Raw genomic sequence first — 18631 nt, 5'->3', positions numbered from 1 at the left:
GCATGATTTTTTTCTGGTTCCTGTTGACTGCCGCTCTTATTATATACGTGCAGGGCGTGTTATTCCGCCGTTATTCGCTTAGAAACTTGAAGTATACAAGACGGTTCCAGAAGAACACATGCGTGCGCGGCGACGAGATCGAGCTGATCGAGGAATTGTCGAATGAGAAGTGGCTCCCCGTCCCATGGCTGAGGGCGGAATCGCAATTGTCGGCTCATCTGAAGTTCCGGGGCGGAGACAACTTCGCCGTCAGCAGCGGCCAGCATTACCAGAATCATCGCAGCTTCTTCAGTCTTGCGCCCTATACGAAGCTGAAGCGCACGCATCGCTTGACGCCTGTCCGCAGAGGTGTATATACCCTCAGTTCGATTACGATGACTGGCGGAGATCTGTTCGGGAGCATTGGCGTCTCCCAGCAGATCCAATTGCAAGGGGAGCTTCTCGTATATCCCAAAGCCGCTGACGTTCCCGTGCATGAGCTGCCGCATCATAGCTGGCAAGGCGAGACGGAGGTTAGACGATATATCGTCCCTGATCCATTTGTCGTAGCGGGAGCCCGGGCCTACCAGCCCGGCGATTCCTATCGTCAGGTCAACTGGAAGGCAACGGCCCGCTCGGGCAGTCTGCAAGTCCATCAATATGCCTACACGGCGAGCCGGACGCTGATGATCTACGTGAATGTGGAAGACGGAGAATCCATGTGGCGGACGGTGACGAACGAGGCCCTAATCGAGCAGGGCATCGAATGGGCGGCAGGAGCGGCGCTGGCGGTAATTAATGAAGGCATGGAAGTCGGTTTCGCGGCGAATATGGCCAAGGAGGGCGAGATAGACTCCGTTCGCGTACTCCCCAGAAGCGGGCATGAGCAGATGAACATTCTGCTGGATACGATGGCAAGGCTGAAGCTGGAGCGGACAGAGCCCTTCCGTACGCTGCTCGCGCAGGAAACGGGAGTCGGCTATAATGGCCTCGACCTTCTAATTATATCCGCCTATTGGAATGACGAGCTGGAGCGTGAGTCGGAACGTCTGCGCGGACTTGGACATGCCGTCTCCGTATGGACTTTGCCATCCGCCAAGGCGTTGGCAGATGGCGACTCGTTGCAGGAAGGAAGGGCTGGCGCATGAACGAATGGCGATCATCAAAATTCCTTCTTAATAAAGTAGCCAAGGGGCTGGCCGAGCTATTGTTTTTTATGCCGATCTGGCTGACGGCTGGGCTGTATCTCATCCCTACAGAGTTCATCATCCTTTGGTGCCTGTTGTTGCTCGCTGTATACGTTGTCGCTGCTGCGATTGCGGATCGCCGTCCCGTCATGCGTATTGCGTCGCGTTGGTTAATCTCGCTTGTTTTAGCCGCTAGTACGGGCCTTGTAATTGGCGGACTTGGCGGGGGCTTTAGCGATTACAAGTTATGGATCGCGGCCATCGTTTGCGGCATCGGCATGGCTGAGCAAGGAGCCGCCATGATCCGAAAGGGCTGGGCGGAGTCGTTCCATACGGTGAAGATGGGCGTCGGATTACTGGCTTATATATTGTGTATCCCTTTCTCGTATTGGTTCCTTCATGAACTGGCGGATCTGCGAATCGTCTTGGCGTTATGCGGCATCATAGCTGTCCTTTTGGGGTTGTACATCCTGAATGACCGTCATCTGTCGAAGGAGTCCGTGGACGGTTCCAAGTCCAAGACGCTGGTCGAGGCGCGTCGGCGCAATAGGTGGCTGCTAGTAGCCTTATCCGTTTTTATGCTTGTGCTTGCGGCTTTTCGGCAAATCCAGCAATGGATTGAGGACACTGTATTGGCAGGGCTAAGAAGCTTGTTTGCCAGGCTGGGCAACGGAGAGGAGCCGCCGCAGGCCCCTCCGGATCAGCCGCCGCAGCAACAGCCTGAGATGCCGCCGATGGAGGGAGGCGAGCCCGCTCAATGGCTGGTATGGCTGGAGCAAATCGTCAAGATTGTCGTCACGATTTTGATCATAGCCGCAGCTCTATTCTTGTTATATTGGCTGGTTAAGCGGTTAGCTGTTATAGGCAGGAATTGGCTTGACAGGCTGCTTCAGAGACAGTCTTCTATAAGCCAAGACGAAGGAGCCTATACGGATGAGATCGAAAGCTTAATGTCATTAACCAAATGGAGAGACCGGATGGCCGACAAGCTGAAGTCTCGCCGTGGCGCGAAAGGCGATTCCGAGCCTGGCTGGGATGAGATTTCGGAGGGGAAAGAGCGGATGCGTTGGTTGTATCGAAGATGGCTGCGAGGGAGTATGCGCCAAGGCTACGAGCCGCAGCCTTATCTCACGCCGCAAGAGGTTGCGCAGGACTTGGCGCAGTGGAGAGGCGGCGACGGCGAAAGGCCGGGAGGCGAGGAGTTTGTCCGAGGTTATGCATCAGTGAGATATGGAGAAACTCAACCAGGCGAGGAACAGCTCGAAGGGCATCGTCGTTGGGTGGAGGAACAAATTTCCGCCGAACGTGCTTCGGGAAACAGACGAAGAAAATCCCGGGATTAAAGGTGCTCAATGAAAAGGACCTTGCACTCCACGCTATGGTGGAATGCGAGGTCCTTTTGCAACTTTGGCAGCAAAGCAGTGATTATAAGTGAGTGAATATCCACTATAAGCCAGCTTATAATTTGCTTCTTATATCCTCAACGATCTTTTGTCCGTGGAAACGTCCCGATTCGATAAAAATTTCGTTCGCCTCATGTCTGGAGGCCACTACACCGGCAAGGTAGATTCCAGGTACATTGCTCTCCATTGTGTCTTCGTTAAACGTCGGGTAACTTTCGTCTTCCATCGTTACTCCTGAAGCGGTCAGAAATTGACGGTCCGGATGGAAGCCTGTGAGAGCAAGCACGAAATCGTTAGGAAGCTCCGTTACGCCTTCGGGAGATTCGATGATAACCGCTCGTGGAGTAATCTCGACGACTCGAGAATTAAATTTCATAACAATGGCGCCATTGTTTACTTTGTTCTCGATGGTAGGCCGTACCCAGGGCTTGATGCTTCGAGAATAGTCCTCGCCGCGGTACACGATCGTGACTCTGGCACCGACCCGCTCCAGTTCAAGCGCGGCATCGATGGCAGAGTTGCGTCCGCCGATGATCGCAACCTCCATGCCGATATAGGGATGCGCTTCGCGGAAAAAATGGCTCACTTTTTCCGATGTCTCGCCGGGAATGCCTATCATATTGGGATGATCGAAGTAGCCGGTCGCAATGATGACGTTTTTGCTTTCGTAGGACAATGCATCACCGTGGCGGTCATGTCCTCCCAGTACGAAGCTGCCGTCTTCCCTGCGTTCGATGGAAGTGATCGTTTCGTAAGGCCGGATACGCAGCCCATGACGCTGTGCGGCAGTTCGATAGTAGTGCAGAGCTTCGATCCGCGATGGTTTCTCGTTGGCGGACGTAAACGGAATATTGCCGATCTCCAGCCTGTCCGCCGTGCTGAAGAAATTCATGTACGTAGGGTATTGGGAGATGGAGTATGCGATATTACGTTTTTCAATGACAAGCGGGTTCAGGCCTGCTTGCTGCAGCTCGATGGCAGCCGCCAGTCCGCAAGGCCCCGCTCCGATTATTATGGCTGATTCCAATGACATGATGCCGATCCTCCTGAATGATGAACATATTCCTCTATATTACTCCCGAAGCTTCGGCAATGGCAAATTTGGCGAATGTCTGTCTTGTACAGCCTACGGAATATTGTATAATAGGAGGAAACGCTCAAGTAAACCACCAACAAGATCTTACAGGGGGAGAAGCCATGCAACGACGGTTTGTAATAGAAGCAGTAATGGTAGCTACGTATGGCCATCTGCTCGTCCCGAGTCGTCCCGTTGATTATGTCATTCCATATACATCGATTGCGGAGCTTTACGATATGAGAGATAGCCAGGAGCCCGTCATGGATGACCCGGATGATGATGCGCACGTCAAAGCCAAAATTAATGAACTTATTGCATTCTTCGAGGATTCCCTGAATCGGAAGAAGATCGAGAAGGCTTTGCAGGTGCCGTGGAGAGAAAGCGCTCCGTTGCTGCTGAACGACAGTATCCAATTTACAATCGTCAATGCCGTGGACAACGCGCAATATGGGGAGATTTTCGACCCCGTCGAGACGGAATTGCTGCTTTCCAGCCTCAAGCTTAACGTTCCGCTGTTGTCCGATCAATTCGAATTTCAAGATAAGCTTATCGATGCGGAAGTGCCGGTACAGGTATACGACATCGAGGATTTCGAATTCGCCGTTGAAGAAGGCATTACGCCTGTCGATATGGAGCTATAGTTCGCAGCCGGACATTAAAGCCGTCAGCGGATAAAAAGGGAGATCCAACATAAAGGGCAAGCGGGAGACGCTGGGAGGCGTCAATCCGGCTTGCCCTCTTTTTGTCTTCTGTCGATGGCTTCCGCCATTGTTTTATCCGTCAGATGCGCATAGATTTGCGTCGTCTCGGGAGAAGCATGTCCGAGCTGCTCCTGCGTCTTGTAGATATCGTTTTGCAAATAATAGTCCGTCGCGAACGAATGTCTGAGTTTATGTACGGAGAGATAGGGCTTGCCGAATCGCTTGGCATACTTGATCACCATGGCCTGAATCGCGCGTTTCGTCATGCGGGAGCCTTCATTTTTGCCGTTAGCGATGGCGAGGAACAGCGCTTTCTCCTTGCGCGGCGACTTGTATCTGGTTTCCCTAATGGCCATATACGCAGTCAGGTCTTCGACGGCTTCCTGACGGAAGTATACGGGCGTCTTAAAGGTATCGTCGTTCTTGCCCTTGCGAAAAACATAACAAAGCTTCTTTTTTAAGTCGATATCGTCCACGTTCAAGTTGACGACCTCGGATACGCGCAGTCCGGAATGAAGGATAAAACTAATGATGCAAGCATCGCGAACGCTATTTAGCTGAAACGAATGGGAGGCTTGTTTATTGTCAGCTACGTCCGTGCCGTAATGGACCTTAACGTAAGCCATAAATTCCGATATCTCTTCCTCTTGAAGCAGCTTGCCCTCCAGCTTGGCCGCCGTGTCCTTGGGCTTATGCGTCCGTTTGATCGTAACTTTGGCCATAACATTACGCTTTAACAAGGGATAGAAGTCGTCATCCTCCGCAATTTGGCTTAAATAATGAAAGAGAGAACGAAGGGACGAGAGCTTGCGCGAGATCGTCGTTCGATTATTGCGCTCCGGCTTGTGCGTCGAAAGAAACATTCGGTAGTTGTCGATGCTCTCCATCTTAAGCACCTCCAGCTCAGTCAGCTTGACCTCGCGGTAAGAAGATGCCTCCGTCAATCCTTCCGCCATCAGCCACTTCATAAATGTTTCGTAATCCCTAACATACTCGAGGAGAGAGGATGGGGACAAATCGGGAAGCTTATAAGCGATAAATTGTTCGATATACCAAGGCATAGATGGAAGCTTGGCATCAAGCTCCTCACGGTCCTTCTGCTTAAGCAGGTTCATGCACTAACGCCTCCTGTACCACAGCCTGGTCGGCTTATATCCCGACTCTATGTTCTTATTGTAACAACGGCAACAGCCGGGGACAACAGGCTCGGAGACTTACATGGACGAGTATTTATTGAAAATAGCAATTATATGTAATTTCTGCAGATCGGTTACATTCCAGCCGGGGCTATGTTACACTCTTACGAGTCGCTTGCCAGCATTGGCCGGCGATAATCGGAAGAGGAGGCATGATGCCAAGATGATAAACAAACTTAGAATCGGCGCCATGGTCGCCGTCCTGCTTGCATTGACGTTAGGGACTGTGTTGCAGCCGGCTTCGGCGGCGGCACCGGCCACATTACAATATGGATCCACTGGCGCGGATGTGCCGGATCTCCAATATAGACTCAAGACGTTAGGTTACTTCAATGAAGGACTCACATCTTACTACGGCGGCGTTACCCGCCATTCCGTGCTGCTGTTCCAGAGGGATTACGGTTTGAAAGCGGACGGAATCGCTGGACCTGCGACATGGGAGATGCTTAAGAAGGTATCGGTCAACAGACACGAACTTGACATGCTTGCGCGTATTATATACGGCGAAGCGAGAGGAGAACCGTACGTGGGACAGGTAGCAGTCGGAGCGGTCGTCATGAACCGATTGGCTCATGCCAGCTTCCCGGATTCGGTAAAAGACGTAATCGAGCAGCCTAGCGCATTTACCGCAGTGGACGACGGTCAATATTACATGAAGCCGGATACGACAGCATATAAGGCGGCGCTGGACGCCGTACGCGGCTACGATCCGTCTGGCGGAGCTTTGTATTATTTTAACCCGGATACGGCAACATCATCCTGGATCTGGTCCCGCAAGCAGATTGGCAAGATCGGCCGTCACATCTTTGCTGTCTAATAGATAAAGCATGATCGTGGAGCAGCATGTTGCTGCTTCCATCGACATGCTTTTTTTTGTGAAGACATGCTATAATAGATCGGTACATAACGGGGAGGTGCAAGATGAAGGTCGAAATATGGTCGGATTATGTATGTCCGTTCTGCTATATTGGCAAAAGAAAGTTCGAAAGCGCGCTTGCCAGCTTCGAGCATAAGGACAGCGTCGTAACAGAGCTGCGAAGCTTCGAGCTGGATCCAAGTACGGATTCTTCCCTCGGCATGACTACCCATGAAATGCTGTCGCGCAAATACGGGATGAGCCTGGAACAAGCGAAGTCGACTGGCGATGGCGTCGTTCAACAAGCGGCAGCCGTCGGACTGACGTTCCGCCTGGATGGCGCTTTGTCGCTTAATACGTTTAACGCGCACAGGCTGGCGCATTACGCCGAGGAGCAAGGCAAGGGAGCTGCCATGTCCGAGCGCCTGCTTAAAGCTTATTTTACGGACAACTTGAACATCGATAATCCAGAACAGCTCGCTGCGCTTGCAGACGAGGTCGGACTTGACAAGGACGCGGCGCTGGCAGTGCTTCAATCCGACAGCTATGCGGATTCCGTCCGGGCGCAAGAGCAGGAAGGCAGCCGGCTTGGCATTCGCGGCGTGCCATTTTTTGTCATCGATCGCAAATATGCGGTGTCCGGCGCCCAGCCGCCGGAAGTTTTCCTGGAGACGCTAAAAAAAGCTTGGGCGGAGAAGTCCTGAAGGAGCAATCAAGCCTGCGGTATGGAACCGGGGCCGCTTGCACAAAATAGATCACGGCAGCAGGGAGAGGATACGGACATGTCTACGCAAGAGAGCCCATTGTACGTTTTTGTCGGTTCTTACGCTAACCAGGAGGATAACGGCGTCAAAGTATATACGCTGGACGAAAAGAGCGGCAGCTTGACGCTGAAGCACGAATACGCGGGTCTGCGCAATCCGACCTTTTTAAACGTGGATGCCGCTCGCGTCCGTCTCTATGCGATAGCGGACATTACGAAGGAATCGGGCAATAAAGTCGGGATTGGCGTCTCGTTTGCTATCGATAAGGAAACGGGCGAGCTTACGGAGCTTAATCGCGCCGAGATGGCAGCCAATACGACATGTCATATTCAGCGTGACCGCGATAGCCGCTTTCTGACTGTAACCAGCTATCACGGCGGCATGATTGGATTGTCCGCAATCGGAGAAGGCGGAACGATCGGCGCTGTTTTGGACACTGCCCAGCACGCCGGAGCGAGCACGGGCGTAGATCCGCAGGACAAGCCTCACCCGCATTCCAGCTTCTATAGTCCCGATGGACGTTACCTGTTCGTGCAGGATCTGGGGCTCGATCGCATTGTTGCTTATCGCCTGGATGACGAGCAAGGCAAGTTGATCTACCACAATGAAACGGTCATTCGTACCGGGGGAGGTCCACGGCACTTCGTGTTCCATCCCGGCGGCGAATTCGCCTATGTCATTAATGAACTGGATTCAACGGTAACGGCATTTCGATATGACGCGGAGAACGGCGTGTTAAACGAGATTCAGACAATCAGCACATTGCCTAAAGAGTTTGACGGAGAGAACGGCTGCGCGGAAATTACGATTTCGAGCGATGGCAGGTATGTGTATGGCTCAAACCGCGGCCATGACAGTATCGTCGTCTACCAAGTACAGGAAGGCAGCGGCGAGCTGAAAGTTGTTCAGCATATCTCGACGGAAGGCGGCCATCCGCGTCATTTTGCTTTAACTCCGAACGGCAATTATTTGATCGCGGCCAACCGCGACGGCAATAATCTCGTCACCTATCTGGTGGACAAGGAGCAAGGAACGCTTACTTGGACGGGACATTCCACGAAGGCCTCCAAGCCTGTGTGCGTCATTCCAGTATACTTATCTTAATCAATCACAGCATCATGCATTTTTTGGCGAAAGAAAGGAACTAGATACTCACGTGACGACAACAAGCGACGGTACCAAACCGAACTTAAAACCTACTAAAATATGGAAATGTAAAAACACCGAATGCAAAGCGTGGGTACGCGATGAATTCGCGGCAGCGACAGAGCAGCAATGTCCCATCTGCAAAGGGCCGATGCTTCGCAGCATGAGACATCTTCCTCCGGTTCAGAACAAGGCGAAGTCGCAGCCGCGCAAGCCAAAAAACGATTTCTAACAGCTCAATAAGGAAACAGATAACACCCCTTTCTCCGAGGCTTACTCATTAGAAAGGGGTGTTGTCTGTTCAAGAACAGCCTAGCCGATTAATTTGAGTCCGATTACGCTGGCAAGCACGAGGGCCATAAAAAAGAGCCTGAGCGGCGTTCGGGGCTCCTTGTAGAACAGAATGCCGACTAACGCGCTTCCCACCGTTCCGATGCCGGTCCAAACCGCATATACCGTGCCCATGGGCAGGTCCTTCATGGCAAGCGACATAAATATGAAGCTCGCTAGGAAGCCTCCTCCCATCATGAGGATACTTCGGGCAGATACACGCTTGTTCAGCTCCGAGATGCCAACGACTCCGATGACTTCAAGCATTCCCGCTAAAATGACGAACAACCAGCTCATGACGATGTTCCTCCTTCGGGTTCATGCGTAACCAGCTTGAGTCCGATTACGCCGGTTAACAACAAGGCAATAAAGGCGATCTTGCCCCAATTAAACGGCACGCCGAATACGGTCATTTCCGCGATGACGCTGCCGGCTGTTCCTAATCCCACGAAGACCGCATAGACGGTGCTTGTCGGCAAAATCCTGGAGGAGTAAATGAGCAAGCCAAAGCTGACTACGATAGCCACCCCGGTTACAATCCACTCCCATACGCTGTCCGCGTGTTTTAAGCCGATGACCCAAATAACCTCGAAACAAGCAGCGATGACGACGATAAACCAATATTTGTTGTTAGATGAAGACATGTAGATCTGCTCCTCTCCGCTTTTGTTAAACCTAGCATGGCATTTGCGGGCGCAAACAATCCGTGACGGGCATCACAACAAAAAAAGCCCGAGAAATATCGTATCGATATCTCCCGGGCTTTTGTCCCTCCGTGTCATTCGCAATAGAACGGCTATCGCGCGGATTCCCTCGGACCAGTCCGGCGCGAGCGCCGCGGAACCCTAGAATCCCTTTGCCATATTCGGTTCGTTTGATTATAGTACAGGATGCCCGGCAAGGTCAAGTGCAAGAATGGCGAATCTATGATAGGATGAGGGAAGCTGTTGGAGGAAAGTAGGCGAGAGAATTGGAGAATGATGAACAAAATAATAAGGAGCGGCGGATCGAACAGCCTGTCATCTTGATTGACGGTCACTGCTACCTGTGTCAAGATATTGTTCGTTATTTGGTAAAGCGCGATTCCCGCGCCCGCTTCCGATTCGCTGCGTTGCAATCTCCCGCTGGCCGGTCGATTCTTAAGGCAATGAATGATGGCGGGGACACGGATGATTTCGATTCTTTCATCCTTGCCGTTAACGGCCGTTACTACAACCGGTCGGGAGCGGCTCTCCGGGTATGGAAGGGACTTGGCGGCTGGCGTTCGCTTGCTTACGCGCTGATCGTCATACCCGCGCCAATCCGGGATGCCGTCTATCGGTTTATCGCACGCAACAGATACCGCTGGTTCGGCAAGTCGGAACAATGTTTGCTGCCAACCAAGGAAGTTAGGGAACGATTTCTGCCGGAAGGTTTCTAATTCTAAATAGATGGGGCTCAGTTCATGAAACGATTCAAGAAGTTCTATATCGAAACAACGAGTATATGTAATTTATCCTGCCACTTCTGTCCGCCTACGCAGCGGGCGAAAGGGTTTATTTCGGTGGAGGATTTTATTAAAACGCTGGATCAAATAAAACCCTATACCGACTATATTTACTTCCATGTCAAAGGGGAGCCGCTGCTGCATCCCAAGCTGGACGAGCTGCTGGATATTAGCCACGAGAAGGGCTTCAAGGTCAATATTACGACGAACGGGACGCTGATTTCCAAAAATCGTTCCAAGCTGCTGGGCAAACCCGCCCTCCGACAAATGAATTTCTCGCTTCACAGCTTCGATGGTCATGCGGGCTCCAAGGATAAAGCCGGCTATCTGGCGGCCATCTTGGACTTCGTACGCGAGGCGACAGCCCAGAGCGATCTCATCGTATCGTACAGGCTATGGAATCTGGATATGGATAACGAAGTTAACCAGCAGCGGGACAAAAACAGAGAGCTGCTCTCCATGATCGAAGAAGCGTACGGTCTCGACTATCACATTGAAGAGAAATTTAAGCCGGGTACGGGGGTAAAGATCCAGGATAGGATCTACCTTAATCAGGATCCGGAATTCAAGTGGCCTGATCTGAAGGAGCCGGAGGATGACGGCAAAGGTTTCTGTCATGCGCTTCGCAATCAGGCTGGCGTGCTGATCGACGGAACGGTCATTCCGTGCTGCCTCGATGGGGAGGGAGTCATTAACCTGGGCAATATTCACAATAGTCCGTTCGCGGATATTGTGGAGGGAGAGCGGGCTGTCAAGCTGTACGACGGCTTCTCGCGCAGGGAAGCCGTCGAAGAGCTTTGCCGGAAGTGCGGGTACCGTCAACGCTTCGGGACGTAGTGACGGATATGGGATTCGTAGATGCCTCGTCCATAGGCGGCATAGTAGCTGATCCCGCATGCCATGGCGAAGTAGGCAATGCCTGATGGACCAAACAGCTCCACTCCAAGCAACAAACAAGCGAGGGGAGCTCTTGATGCGGCTCCAAAGACTGCGATAAGACCCAATGCGGCCAGGAACGGCGAGGGCAGCGATAACAGCGGCGCCAATGCGCTGCCGAGCGTGCCGCCAATGACAAAGAGAGGCGTGACCTCGCCTCCAAAGAAGCCGGCTCCTAATGTAAGAGATGTAAAAAGAATCTTCCAAGCAAAGTCTTGAGGGGCTGCCGTTCCATCAAACGAATCCGCTAACAACGGAAGTCCCAAACCTAAGTAGTCGCGCGTTCCTAGACTATATACAAGTGCAATAATAATAAGACCGCCGACAATAGGGCGAACCGCGGGATGAGGAACATACCGGGCAAACAGCCCTTTCAGCGACGAAGTAAGCCGTATGAACAGCCTGGCGGCGATACCGAACAGAATCGCGGCCGCCGCCACCTGCGCCGTTACGAGCCAATCGAGCTCGGGCAGCGGGCCAATCTTGTAATGGCTATGATGCGCTCCCCAGGCAAGCGTAACATAATGACCTGTAAATCCGGCAAGCAAAGCGGGAATCAAGGCTCGGAACCGCATGCGTTGCGGCGCAGCTACTTCGATACTGAAGACAGTACCGGCGAGCGGAGTGCCGAACACGGAGCCAAAGCCGGCGCTAATCCCGCAAATGAGCAGCAATCGTCTATCCTCTACGGGAAGCGAAAGCCGCTTGCCGATGGCTCCGGCAAGACTTCCGCCCATCTGAACGGCCGTTCCTTCGCGTCCGGCGGAACCGCCAAACAGATGGGTTACAACCGTGCCTAACAGCACTAGCGGCGCCATTCGGAACGGAACCTCGCCGTTGCCCGCATGTACTTGTTCGAACAAGAGGTTGTTGCCTCTGATCGATTGCCCTCCGACCTTAATATAGAGGATGCTGACCAGCGCCCCGCCTGCAGGCAGGAGCCACAATAACCAAGGATTGGCGAACTGCTGCGCAGTCGCTTCCTCCAGCATGAGGAGAAAGAGTGCGGAGGCGGTGCCTGCCGCAATACCTGCGGCAATCGCGAGACTGCACAAGCGAAAAAAAGAGAACCAACGAGCATTCACTTCTGTAGACAACTCCTCAAACGAAAAGCCGACACCCGTCGCAGAGGGATGTCGGCTTCGCTTATGATTGGACTTCGACGAACACGAGCTTCCTGCGTTCGTCTCGTTCGGCGGCAGACTTATTGTTTACTATTCTACAACAGTTGCGGGCCGCGTCCAACTAATGACGCCATCGTCGTCCATGATTCCGATCGTAACATCCGAAATATCAGGATCACGAAGCAGGTTGTCGATGACCTTGTGTTTGATTGTGGTCGCTTGTGCGAGACTTAAACCTTTGCTTAACTCGATATAGGCTTCCACATGATAAGCGCGGCCTTCCTGAACGATCCGCATTCTGCCGATATCCGTCACGTCCGTTTGAGACAAAATATTGCGGCTGATTCGATCTTCCACGTCCTTGGGAGCTGCAACCCCGATTAAGCCGACCATATTGTCGTAACCAACCTTAAAGGCGACGCCGATCATCAGGAACGAGATCAGAATGGTGGCGATACCGTCCAGCAGCTTGAAGTCCGTAAATTCGGCAAGAATAACCGCTATGAGAGCGAGCGCCTGTCCAAGCGTAGCGACGACATCCTCATAGAATACAAGGCGGGTGGGAGGAGCAGCTCTTCCCGCATTGCGGACAGCGGAAGAGATAATGCCAAAGCCTTTCGCTCCGGAGCGGGTTTCTTTGACGATTTCTTTCATTGCTTTGATCAATATGGCTCCGTCAATGCCGATTGCGATCAGCAAGACAATGAAATTAAGCCAGAAGTTGGTGGATTCCTCCGGGTGCTCTAGCAGCTTAACGCCTTTGTGAAAGGTTTCGTACGCCATAATCGTAACCACGATGACGGCAACCATGCAGAAGAGATTGACAACGCGACCGAATCCCGTGGGAAACCGCTTTGTCGGTTTCTTCTCCGCCAGGACGCTGCCGGCAAAGACGAAGCCCTGGTTAACCGCATCCGCGATCGAATGCATGGCGGAAGCGAACATGGTGCCGCTGCCGCTGATGGACGCGGCGATGGCCTTGATCACCGCGAGGCCCGTATTGCCAAGAGCCGCGATGCCTGACGAGGTGTTGCCTTTCTTAATTAATGCGATCAAATTGCGCATGCTACGATTACTCCTCCATATACCGTAAATTTACATGTAATTATATGCCTTTTCGATTATTTCTTCAATGTAAAGTCTAATATGCATTTAACGAGCTCCGTCATTCGACACTTTACTTTTGGCAATTGTCGATAAACCTTATATAATGATAAAGGTATCACGAAAGGAGTCGCTGTTATGATAACAACCGAGAGAGCGGTACATAAGGAACAGCTTGAGCAGGCATTTGCCATCCGGACGGAGGTTTTTGTCAAAGAACAAGGCGTTCCCCTTGAAGCGGAAATCGACGAATATGAAGGAGAGTCGAGCCATGTGCTCGTTCGATACGACGGAGAGCCGGCCGGTACGGGGCGTGTTCGAAGTCTGGACAGAGTGGCCAAGCTGGAGCGGATCTGCGTAAGGGAGAAGTTCCGTAAAGCCGGAATTGGCGCAGCCATTATGAAAGAGCTGGAAGCGATCGCGCGTGAACAGGGGTTGACGAAGGCCAAGCTTCATTCACAGACGCAAGCAGCGGATTTTTATGAGAAATCAGGATATACAATCGATTCGGATCTATTTATGGAGGAGAACATCCCCCACGTGAGAATGATCAAACCATTATAGAGGCAATCCATTTATCCAATAACACGCGGCGAAAGAAGGGTTTTGCGTGATATTCTCTACCTATACGTTCATCTTCATCTTTCTACCGGTTACGTTCCTCGTCTATCGCGTTTTGGCGAGCCTGGGCTGGAAGAATGTGGCCAAGCTGTGGCTTGTGCTGGCTTCGTTGGCTTTTTATGCAAAAGGAAGCGGCACCTTCGTCCTCCTGTTCATCGCGGATATAATGCTGAATTTCATGATCGGCAGCTTGATCGTGAGAGCGGCCAAAGCAAACGCAAGGTGGACAAAAAGATTGCTGCTCACGGCGGGTCTTGTGCTAAACGTCGCTTTCCTGGGATACTACAAGTATGCGAACTTCGCCATCGAGAATTTAAACCTGCTAAGCGGCGGTTCTTTCCCGCTGCTGGAGATTGTGCTGCCGCTTGGAATCTCGTTCTATACGTTCCAATTTATCGCGTACCTGGTCGACTGTTACAAAGAGAGAACGAAGGAAACGCCTGTTATCGACTTCCTGTTGTTCATAACCTTTTTCCCGCAGCTGATCGTTGGACCGATCGTCCATCACGAAGATATAATTCCGCAATACAAGGAAAAGGGATTCCTGCGATTCAACAAGGCAAATATGATGCTCGGCATTTTTCTGTTCGCCATGGGCTGCGCCAAAAAAATTATGTTGGCCGATCCGCTTACGAGTTATGCTGCAACATTTTTTGGAGATGTCGGAGCAGGAGATACGTTTGCGGCATGGGGAGCGTCCTTTGGCTATACCATCTCCTATTATTTCGATCTTTCCGGTTATGCTGACATGGCGCTGGGACTTGCTTTTATGTTCAATATCCGTCTGCCCCATAACTTTAATTCGCCCTATAAATCAAGGAATTTCCGCGAATATTGGCAGCGATGGCATATGACCTTGTCGAAGTTTTTGTCCGATTACATATTCAGAAGCTTCTACCGAAAGGGAAGCGGCAGCTTTAACTTCTACTTCTCCGTCATGATGACGTTTTTTGTTTCGGGTTTTTGGCACGGAGCAGGCTGGCAGTTTATTATCTGGGGTCTCGTCAACGGAGTGTTCGTCTGCATGTCCCACATGATGTATCGGAACAAGTGGCAGCTGCCCTTTTTCCTGGCGTGGGCGCTTACGTTCGCGGGCGTTGTCGGCACGCGCATCCTGTTCGTATCCGACGATATGAAGGAAGCGACGGCGGTCTTCCGCAAAATGTTCAGCCTCAAAGATTATTCAGGCCTTGGCTTTAGCGGCTTCGCCGACCAGCTCGTCATCTACGCGGCCAATAATGCCTATATTCTCGCGCTGCTGTTTATCGGAATGGCGATCACGTTTTTTGCTCCGAATTCGAAGCAGTTGACGGACGACTTCAAACCGAAGATCAGGCATGCCGTCGCAGCCGCGTTCATGCTTGGCATTTCGCTGGCGCAGATGACGTCGGTATCTAATTTCTTATATTTCCAATTTTAGAAGAGGGGTGTTCCTCATGACGTTCCGCAGATGGATAACTGCGTTCCTTGCGTCGCTGCTGCTTGCGGCTGCTGCACTCGGAGGGTTCAACATGATCGTGGATCCGTTCGGCGTGTTCGGGGACAAGGTGCTGGGCTGGCACTCCTACAACATGGTCAATAATCCCAGGGTCGCCAAGATCGGCTATCTGGATCAATATCACGACCGCTACGATTCTTATATTATCGGAGGGTCCAAATCCAGCTCGATCTCTCCGGAGCTCCTGAACGACTATTACGGCAACGGGGCCAGCTTTTACAGCATGTTGATGTACGGCGGCGACTTCAACGATTACGAGAAGACGCTCTATTATCTAATCGACGAGTACAAGCCCAAAAATATCGTGCTCCACATGAGCTTGCAGGAGATCAGCCACTTTAACGAAACGCCGACGGACTTCAAGCAATCGCTGCATGCGAAGGTGTCAGGCGAGTCCAAGTTTAAGTTTTACTGGGACTACTTGAAGCTCAATCCTACGTACGGCTATTCAAAGCTGGAGGGGTATGCTCAGCGGTCGGTCGATCCGTTCCAGTACTCGCAGTTCATTCCCGAGACGGGCGTCTATAACAAAATAAAACGAGACGCGGAGCCCGTCGACAATCTCGAGACGTATATGACCGCAAACGCCGCGGCGTTTGCGCCTTTCGGCAAGCTGGATGCAGTGGCGCTGGACAAAAACGTCGAATCGTTAAAAAGAATGAAGGCTTATACGGAGGAGCACGGAGCCACCTTTAGGCTTATAACAGGCGCGACGGCGGATCAGGAGCTGTTAAGCTATGATATGGAGGCGCTCAAGACGTATTGGACCAAGATCGCGGAAGTCACCGATTTCTGGGACTTTAGCGGTTATTCGGGCGTCAGCGGCGATCCGCGCTACTTCTACGATACGATGCATTACAGGAATACGTTAGGCGCCATGATGCTGGGTTATATTTTTGAGGACCCGGACGTGTACGTTCCCGCGAACTTCGGCCACTATACGACAAAGGATAATGTTCGTGAGAGGGCAGAGGAAGCTTTTACTCGTCCCCCTAGCTTGAACGGACAATCTGTAGCCATACCGATTCTCATCTATCATCATATCGACGACGACCCATACGAGCCGAATTCGTTGATTACGTCGCCTGCGAAGTTCCGAAGCGACATGGAAGCGGTAAAAGCTGCAGGCTACAACACGGTGCTGATACAGGACTTAATCGACTACGTGGACGGAAAGAAAACGCTACCTGACAATCCTGTAGCCATTACGTTCGATGACGGATATCTTAGCAATTACGAATACGCCTATCCTGTTCTCAAGGAGCTGGGCATGAATGCCACGATCTCCATTATCGGCTGGTCGGTGGGACGTAACGAGCACCGGATCCCAGGCAAACAATTTTACCCACACTTCACTTGGGAACAAGCCAGGGAAATGCAGGAGTCCGGGGTAATCGATATTCAAAATCATAGCTTCGATCTTCATGAATCAACGCCGGATGATCCATCCGTACGCAGCGGCGTGCTCCAGATGGAGGGCGAGAGCAATGGCGCCTATAGCGAAGCCTTTGCCAAAGATGTCTCGTATTTGGCCAGCCTTATCGAAGAGGAAATTCCGAATCATGAGGTTAACATATTTACTTATCCGTTCGGCTATTACTCGCATCTGTCCGAACAAATTTTGATGGATAAGGGCTATCGCTCCACATTATCGACAACACCTGGCATTAGCGTGATCCGACAAGGGGACAAGCGCAGTTTGTTTGCGCTAAAGCGGATTAACGGTGGACCTGAGGTGGCCAGCGAAGCGCTGGTCAAGCTGCTGGAGACTAAATAGAAATGAGGGGGTGAAAAACGAAGGCTGCCCAAGAACGGGGGACGTTCCAACCGGCAGCCTCCATCTGTTCGCCGTTAGCCTGTAGATGGGCTGTTCGGCGTATGTCCCTTCTGATTGCGATTCTTTGAAACGGATGCAACAGTTTGGTTCTCTGCATGTTTGGAGTTGACTGCATATGCATAGTTCCTGCTTGTCACTGATTGATGTCGATGACGACTCATGTCAAGGTGACCTCCATCCATAATGTTCATTGATTTCACAATGGGACATTTCTAGCCTGTCCTAATCGACATCGTTCTATTGAGGGAAGTTTCAACCAAGTATCTTTTCTAAGCTAAACTGTTCTGCAATCGTTAATGAATGTTAACTTGTATAGGGGAGTGGAGAAGGAATGAAACCTCAAGTATTTGTAGATCGGCAGCTGGCTCCTGAAGTCGTGCAATGGTTATCGCAGCACTGCGAGCTGGATATGTGGACAGAAGGGGATACCATCACAAGAGACGCGCTTCAGCAACGTCTTTCGAACGCGGACGGCTTTATTACATCCGGACGCCGAATCGACGAGGAGCTATTAAATGCCGCGCCTAAGCTTAAGGTTGTCAGTTCTATTTCGGTTGGCTACAATCATTTTGATATCGAGGCGATGCAGCAACGGGGAGTAATTGGCACGCATACTCCTTACGTGCTTGACGATACGGTAGCGGATCTGGCATTTGCGTTAATGCTTGGATCGGCGAGGCGAGTGGCGGAGCTGGATCGTTACGTTCGCGATGGCAACTGGAAGCGCGGAGACGGCGAGAATCTGTTCGGTGTCGACGTACACCATGCGACAATAGGCATCATTGGCATGGGACGGATCGGCGAGGCCGTGGCGAAACGCGCCCGGTTCGGCTTTGACATGAATGTGCAGTATTATAATCGGACTCGCAAGCCGGAAGCGGAAGAACGTTACGAAGCCGCATATGTCGATCTGAATACGCTTCTCTCCACCTCCGACTTTGTCGTCATGCTGGCGCCGTTAACAGAAGAGACCAGGGATATGATGGGTCAAGAGCAATTCTCGCGCATGAAATCATCGGCGATTTTCATTAATGTATCCAGGGGTGCGACTGTCGATGAAGACGCATTGTATGAAGCGCTCGAGAAGGGCAAGATCCGCGGAGCTGGACTAGACGTGTTTAAGCAGGAGCCTCTCGATGGCGGACATCCGCTGTTGAGACTATCGAATGTTCTCGTTCTGCCGCATCTTGGCTCGGCAACGACAAAGACCCGAATCGTCATGGCTCGAGCAGCTGCGGAAAATTTGGTTGCGGCTTTGAAAGGCGAAACTCCGCCATACCTGGTCCCGGAATTTCGTTCGTAGCGATTAGCTGTGAATAAGAAGAGGCTGTACGGCAAGATTTCGATGGAAATCTGTTGTACAGCTTTTTATTTGTCCATTGCAA

The 18631-nt window shown here is 51.7% G+C and carries 19 protein-coding genes and 1 riboswitch; of the genes, 13 read left to right on the top strand and 6 right to left on the bottom strand.

What is annotated here, in order from left to right; all coding sequences use genetic code 11:
• Nucleotides 1-2: 2 nt before the first annotated feature.
• Nucleotides 3-1127 (top strand): DUF58 domain-containing protein, encoded by a 1125-nt coding sequence (locus tag KJW29_RS10490; RefSeq protein ID WP_214629759.1) that lies wholly within the window; start codon nt 3-5, stop codon nt 1125-1127.
• Nucleotides 1124-2509 (top strand): DUF4129 domain-containing protein, encoded by a 1386-nt coding sequence (locus KJW29_RS10485; protein WP_214629758.1) that lies wholly within the window; start codon nt 1124-1126, stop codon nt 2507-2509. The genes KJW29_RS10490 and KJW29_RS10485 overlap by 4 nt, the downstream gene beginning before the upstream one ends.
• A 115-nt stretch (nt 2510-2624) precedes the next feature.
• Here KJW29_RS10485 and KJW29_RS10480 read toward each other — a convergent pair whose 3' ends face one another.
• The gene (locus KJW29_RS10480) at nt 2625-3602 is read right to left on the bottom strand and encodes a YpdA family putative bacillithiol disulfide reductase (protein ID WP_214629757.1); all 978 of its coding nucleotides are present in this window, start codon (nt 3600-3602) and stop codon (nt 2625-2627) included.
• 164 nt (nt 3603-3766) lie between these two features.
• Between KJW29_RS10480 and KJW29_RS10475 the strand changes: the two genes are divergently transcribed.
• Nucleotides 3767-4288, top strand: coding sequence for an ADP-heptose synthase (locus KJW29_RS10475; protein ID WP_087569250.1), 522 nt, complete (start codon nt 3767-3769; stop codon nt 4286-4288).
• An 80-nt stretch (nt 4289-4368) separates the two neighbouring features.
• Here the strand turns inward: KJW29_RS10475 and xerS are convergent, their stop codons facing one another.
• Nucleotides 4369-5463, bottom strand: a complete 1095-nt coding sequence (gene xerS, locus KJW29_RS10470) for a tyrosine recombinase XerS (protein WP_214629756.1) — start codon at nt 5461-5463, stop codon at nt 4369-4371.
• 244 nt (nt 5464-5707) lie between these two features.
• On the opposite strand from xerS, the gene sleB reads away from it, so the two are divergent.
• The 4 genes from sleB to KJW29_RS10450 all read left to right on the top strand — a co-directional run bounded on the left by sleB (nt 5708) and on the right by KJW29_RS10450 (nt 8542).
• Nucleotides 5708-6361 (top strand): spore cortex-lytic enzyme, encoded by a 654-nt coding sequence (gene sleB / locus KJW29_RS10465; RefSeq protein ID WP_214629755.1) that lies wholly within the window; start codon nt 5708-5710, stop codon nt 6359-6361.
• A 104-nt stretch (nt 6362-6465) separates the two neighbouring features.
• Nucleotides 6466-7104 carry a DsbA family oxidoreductase gene (locus KJW29_RS10460; protein WP_087569247.1) on the top strand — a complete coding sequence of 213 codons (639 nt, stop codon included), beginning with the start codon at nt 6466-6468 and terminating at the stop codon, nt 7102-7104.
• 78 nt (nt 7105-7182) lie between these two features.
• Nucleotides 7183-8268 carry a lactonase family protein gene (locus KJW29_RS10455; RefSeq protein WP_214629754.1) on the top strand — a complete coding sequence of 362 codons (1086 nt, stop codon included), beginning with the start codon at nt 7183-7185 and terminating at the stop codon, nt 8266-8268.
• 52 nt (nt 8269-8320) lie between these two features.
• The gene (locus KJW29_RS10450) at nt 8321-8542 is read left to right on the top strand and encodes a cold-inducible protein YdjO-related protein (RefSeq protein WP_087569245.1); all 222 of its coding nucleotides are present in this window, start codon (nt 8321-8323) and stop codon (nt 8540-8542) included.
• An 80-nt stretch (nt 8543-8622) separates the two neighbouring features.
• Here KJW29_RS10450 and KJW29_RS10445 read toward each other — a convergent pair whose 3' ends face one another.
• The gene (locus tag KJW29_RS10445; RefSeq protein WP_214629753.1) at nt 8623-8937 is read right to left on the bottom strand and encodes a DMT family transporter; all 315 of its coding nucleotides are present in this window, start codon (nt 8935-8937) and stop codon (nt 8623-8625) included.
• A complete protein-coding gene (locus KJW29_RS10440) occupies nt 8934-9284 on the bottom strand; it encodes a DMT family transporter (protein ID WP_214629752.1) in 351 nt (116 codons plus the stop codon). The genes KJW29_RS10445 and KJW29_RS10440 overlap by 4 nt, the downstream gene beginning before the upstream one ends.
• A gap of 108 nt (nt 9285-9392) precedes the next feature.
• A riboswitch (guanidine-I (ykkC/yxkD leader) is annotated at nt 9393-9500 on the bottom strand.
• A gap of 110 nt (nt 9501-9610) precedes the next feature.
• Between KJW29_RS10440 and KJW29_RS10435 the strand changes: the two genes are divergently transcribed.
• On the top strand, nt 9611-10060 hold the full coding sequence (locus tag KJW29_RS10435) for a thiol-disulfide oxidoreductase DCC family protein (protein WP_246608683.1): 450 nt from the start codon (nt 9611-9613) through the stop codon (nt 10058-10060).
• A 24-nt stretch (nt 10061-10084) separates the two neighbouring features.
• Nucleotides 10085-10963, top strand: a complete 879-nt coding sequence (locus KJW29_RS10430; RefSeq protein ID WP_214629751.1) for a radical SAM/SPASM domain-containing protein — start codon at nt 10085-10087, stop codon at nt 10961-10963.
• Here the strand turns inward: KJW29_RS10430 and KJW29_RS10425 are convergent.
• Both KJW29_RS10425 and KJW29_RS10420 read right to left on the bottom strand, forming a co-directional pair.
• The gene (locus KJW29_RS10425; protein ID WP_246608682.1) at nt 10945-12147 is read right to left on the bottom strand and encodes a chloride channel protein; all 1203 of its coding nucleotides are present in this window, start codon (nt 12145-12147) and stop codon (nt 10945-10947) included. The two genes, KJW29_RS10430 and KJW29_RS10425, sit on opposite strands and share 19 nt — an antisense overlap.
• Nucleotides 12148-12276: 129 nt before the next feature.
• Complete coding sequence (locus KJW29_RS10420) at nt 12277-13251, bottom strand: cation diffusion facilitator family transporter (protein ID WP_214629750.1); 975 nt, start codon at nt 13249-13251, stop codon at nt 12277-12279.
• A 177-nt stretch (nt 13252-13428) separates the two neighbouring features.
• Between KJW29_RS10420 and KJW29_RS10415 the strand changes: the two genes are divergently transcribed.
• From KJW29_RS10415 to KJW29_RS10400, 4 genes are all read left to right on the top strand, one after another.
• Nucleotides 13429-13854, top strand: coding sequence for a GNAT family N-acetyltransferase (locus tag KJW29_RS10415; protein ID WP_214629749.1), 426 nt, complete (start codon nt 13429-13431; stop codon nt 13852-13854).
• A gap of 46 nt (nt 13855-13900) precedes the next feature.
• Nucleotides 13901-15331, top strand: a complete 1431-nt coding sequence (locus tag KJW29_RS10410; RefSeq protein ID WP_214629748.1) for an MBOAT family O-acyltransferase — start codon at nt 13901-13903, stop codon at nt 15329-15331.
• Nucleotides 15332-15347: 16 nt separating this feature from the next.
• Entirely contained in the window at nt 15348-17186 is a 1839-nt protein-coding gene (locus KJW29_RS10405; protein WP_214629747.1) for a polysaccharide deacetylase family protein, read from the top strand.
• Between the two features lie 391 nt (nt 17187-17577).
• On the top strand, nt 17578-18549 hold the full coding sequence (locus tag KJW29_RS10400) for a 2-hydroxyacid dehydrogenase (protein WP_214629746.1): 972 nt from the start codon (nt 17578-17580) through the stop codon (nt 18547-18549).
• Nucleotides 18550-18631 lie beyond the last annotated feature (82 nt).

Source organism: Paenibacillus agaridevorans, assembly GCF_018604145.1.
In the GTDB taxonomy this organism is placed as follows: Bacteria; Bacillota; Bacilli; order Paenibacillales; family Paenibacillaceae; genus Pristimantibacillus; species Pristimantibacillus agaridevorans.
The sequence above is the reverse complement of the archived record's forward strand: the minus strand, read 5'-3'. Positions and strand labels throughout refer to the sequence as shown.

Coding starts and splice junctions, on each gene's coding strand:
- KJW29_RS10490 (WP_214629759.1), top strand. CDS start 3: ATGATTTTTTTCTGGTTCCTGTTGACTGCCGCTCTTATTATATACGTG.
- KJW29_RS10485 (WP_214629758.1), top strand. CDS start 1,124: ATGAACGAATGGCGATCATCAAAATTCCTTCTTAATAAAGTAGCCAAG.
- KJW29_RS10480 (WP_214629757.1), bottom strand. CDS start 3,602: ATGTCATTGGAATCAGCCATAATAATCGGAGCGGGGCCTTGCGGACTG.
- KJW29_RS10475 (WP_087569250.1), top strand. CDS start 3,767: ATGCAACGACGGTTTGTAATAGAAGCAGTAATGGTAGCTACGTATGGC.
- xerS (WP_214629756.1), bottom strand. CDS start 5,463: ATGAACCTGCTTAAGCAGAAGGACCGTGAGGAGCTTGATGCCAAGCTT.
- sleB (WP_214629755.1), top strand. CDS start 5,708: ATGATAAACAAACTTAGAATCGGCGCCATGGTCGCCGTCCTGCTTGCA.
- KJW29_RS10460 (WP_087569247.1), top strand. CDS start 6,466: ATGAAGGTCGAAATATGGTCGGATTATGTATGTCCGTTCTGCTATATT.
- KJW29_RS10455 (WP_214629754.1), top strand. CDS start 7,183: ATGTCTACGCAAGAGAGCCCATTGTACGTTTTTGTCGGTTCTTACGCT.
- KJW29_RS10445 (WP_214629753.1), bottom strand. CDS start 8,937: ATGAGCTGGTTGTTCGTCATTTTAGCGGGAATGCTTGAAGTCATCGGA.
- KJW29_RS10440 (WP_214629752.1), bottom strand. CDS start 9,284: ATGTCTTCATCTAACAACAAATATTGGTTTATCGTCGTCATCGCTGCT.
- KJW29_RS10430 (WP_214629751.1), top strand. CDS start 10,085: ATGAAACGATTCAAGAAGTTCTATATCGAAACAACGAGTATATGTAAT.
- KJW29_RS10420 (WP_214629750.1), bottom strand. CDS start 13,251: ATGCGCAATTTGATCGCATTAATTAAGAAAGGCAACACCTCGTCAGGC.
- KJW29_RS10415 (WP_214629749.1), top strand. CDS start 13,429: ATGATAACAACCGAGAGAGCGGTACATAAGGAACAGCTTGAGCAGGCA.
- KJW29_RS10405 (WP_214629747.1), top strand. CDS start 15,348: ATGACGTTCCGCAGATGGATAACTGCGTTCCTTGCGTCGCTGCTGCTT.
- KJW29_RS10400 (WP_214629746.1), top strand. CDS start 17,578: ATGAAACCTCAAGTATTTGTAGATCGGCAGCTGGCTCCTGAAGTCGTG.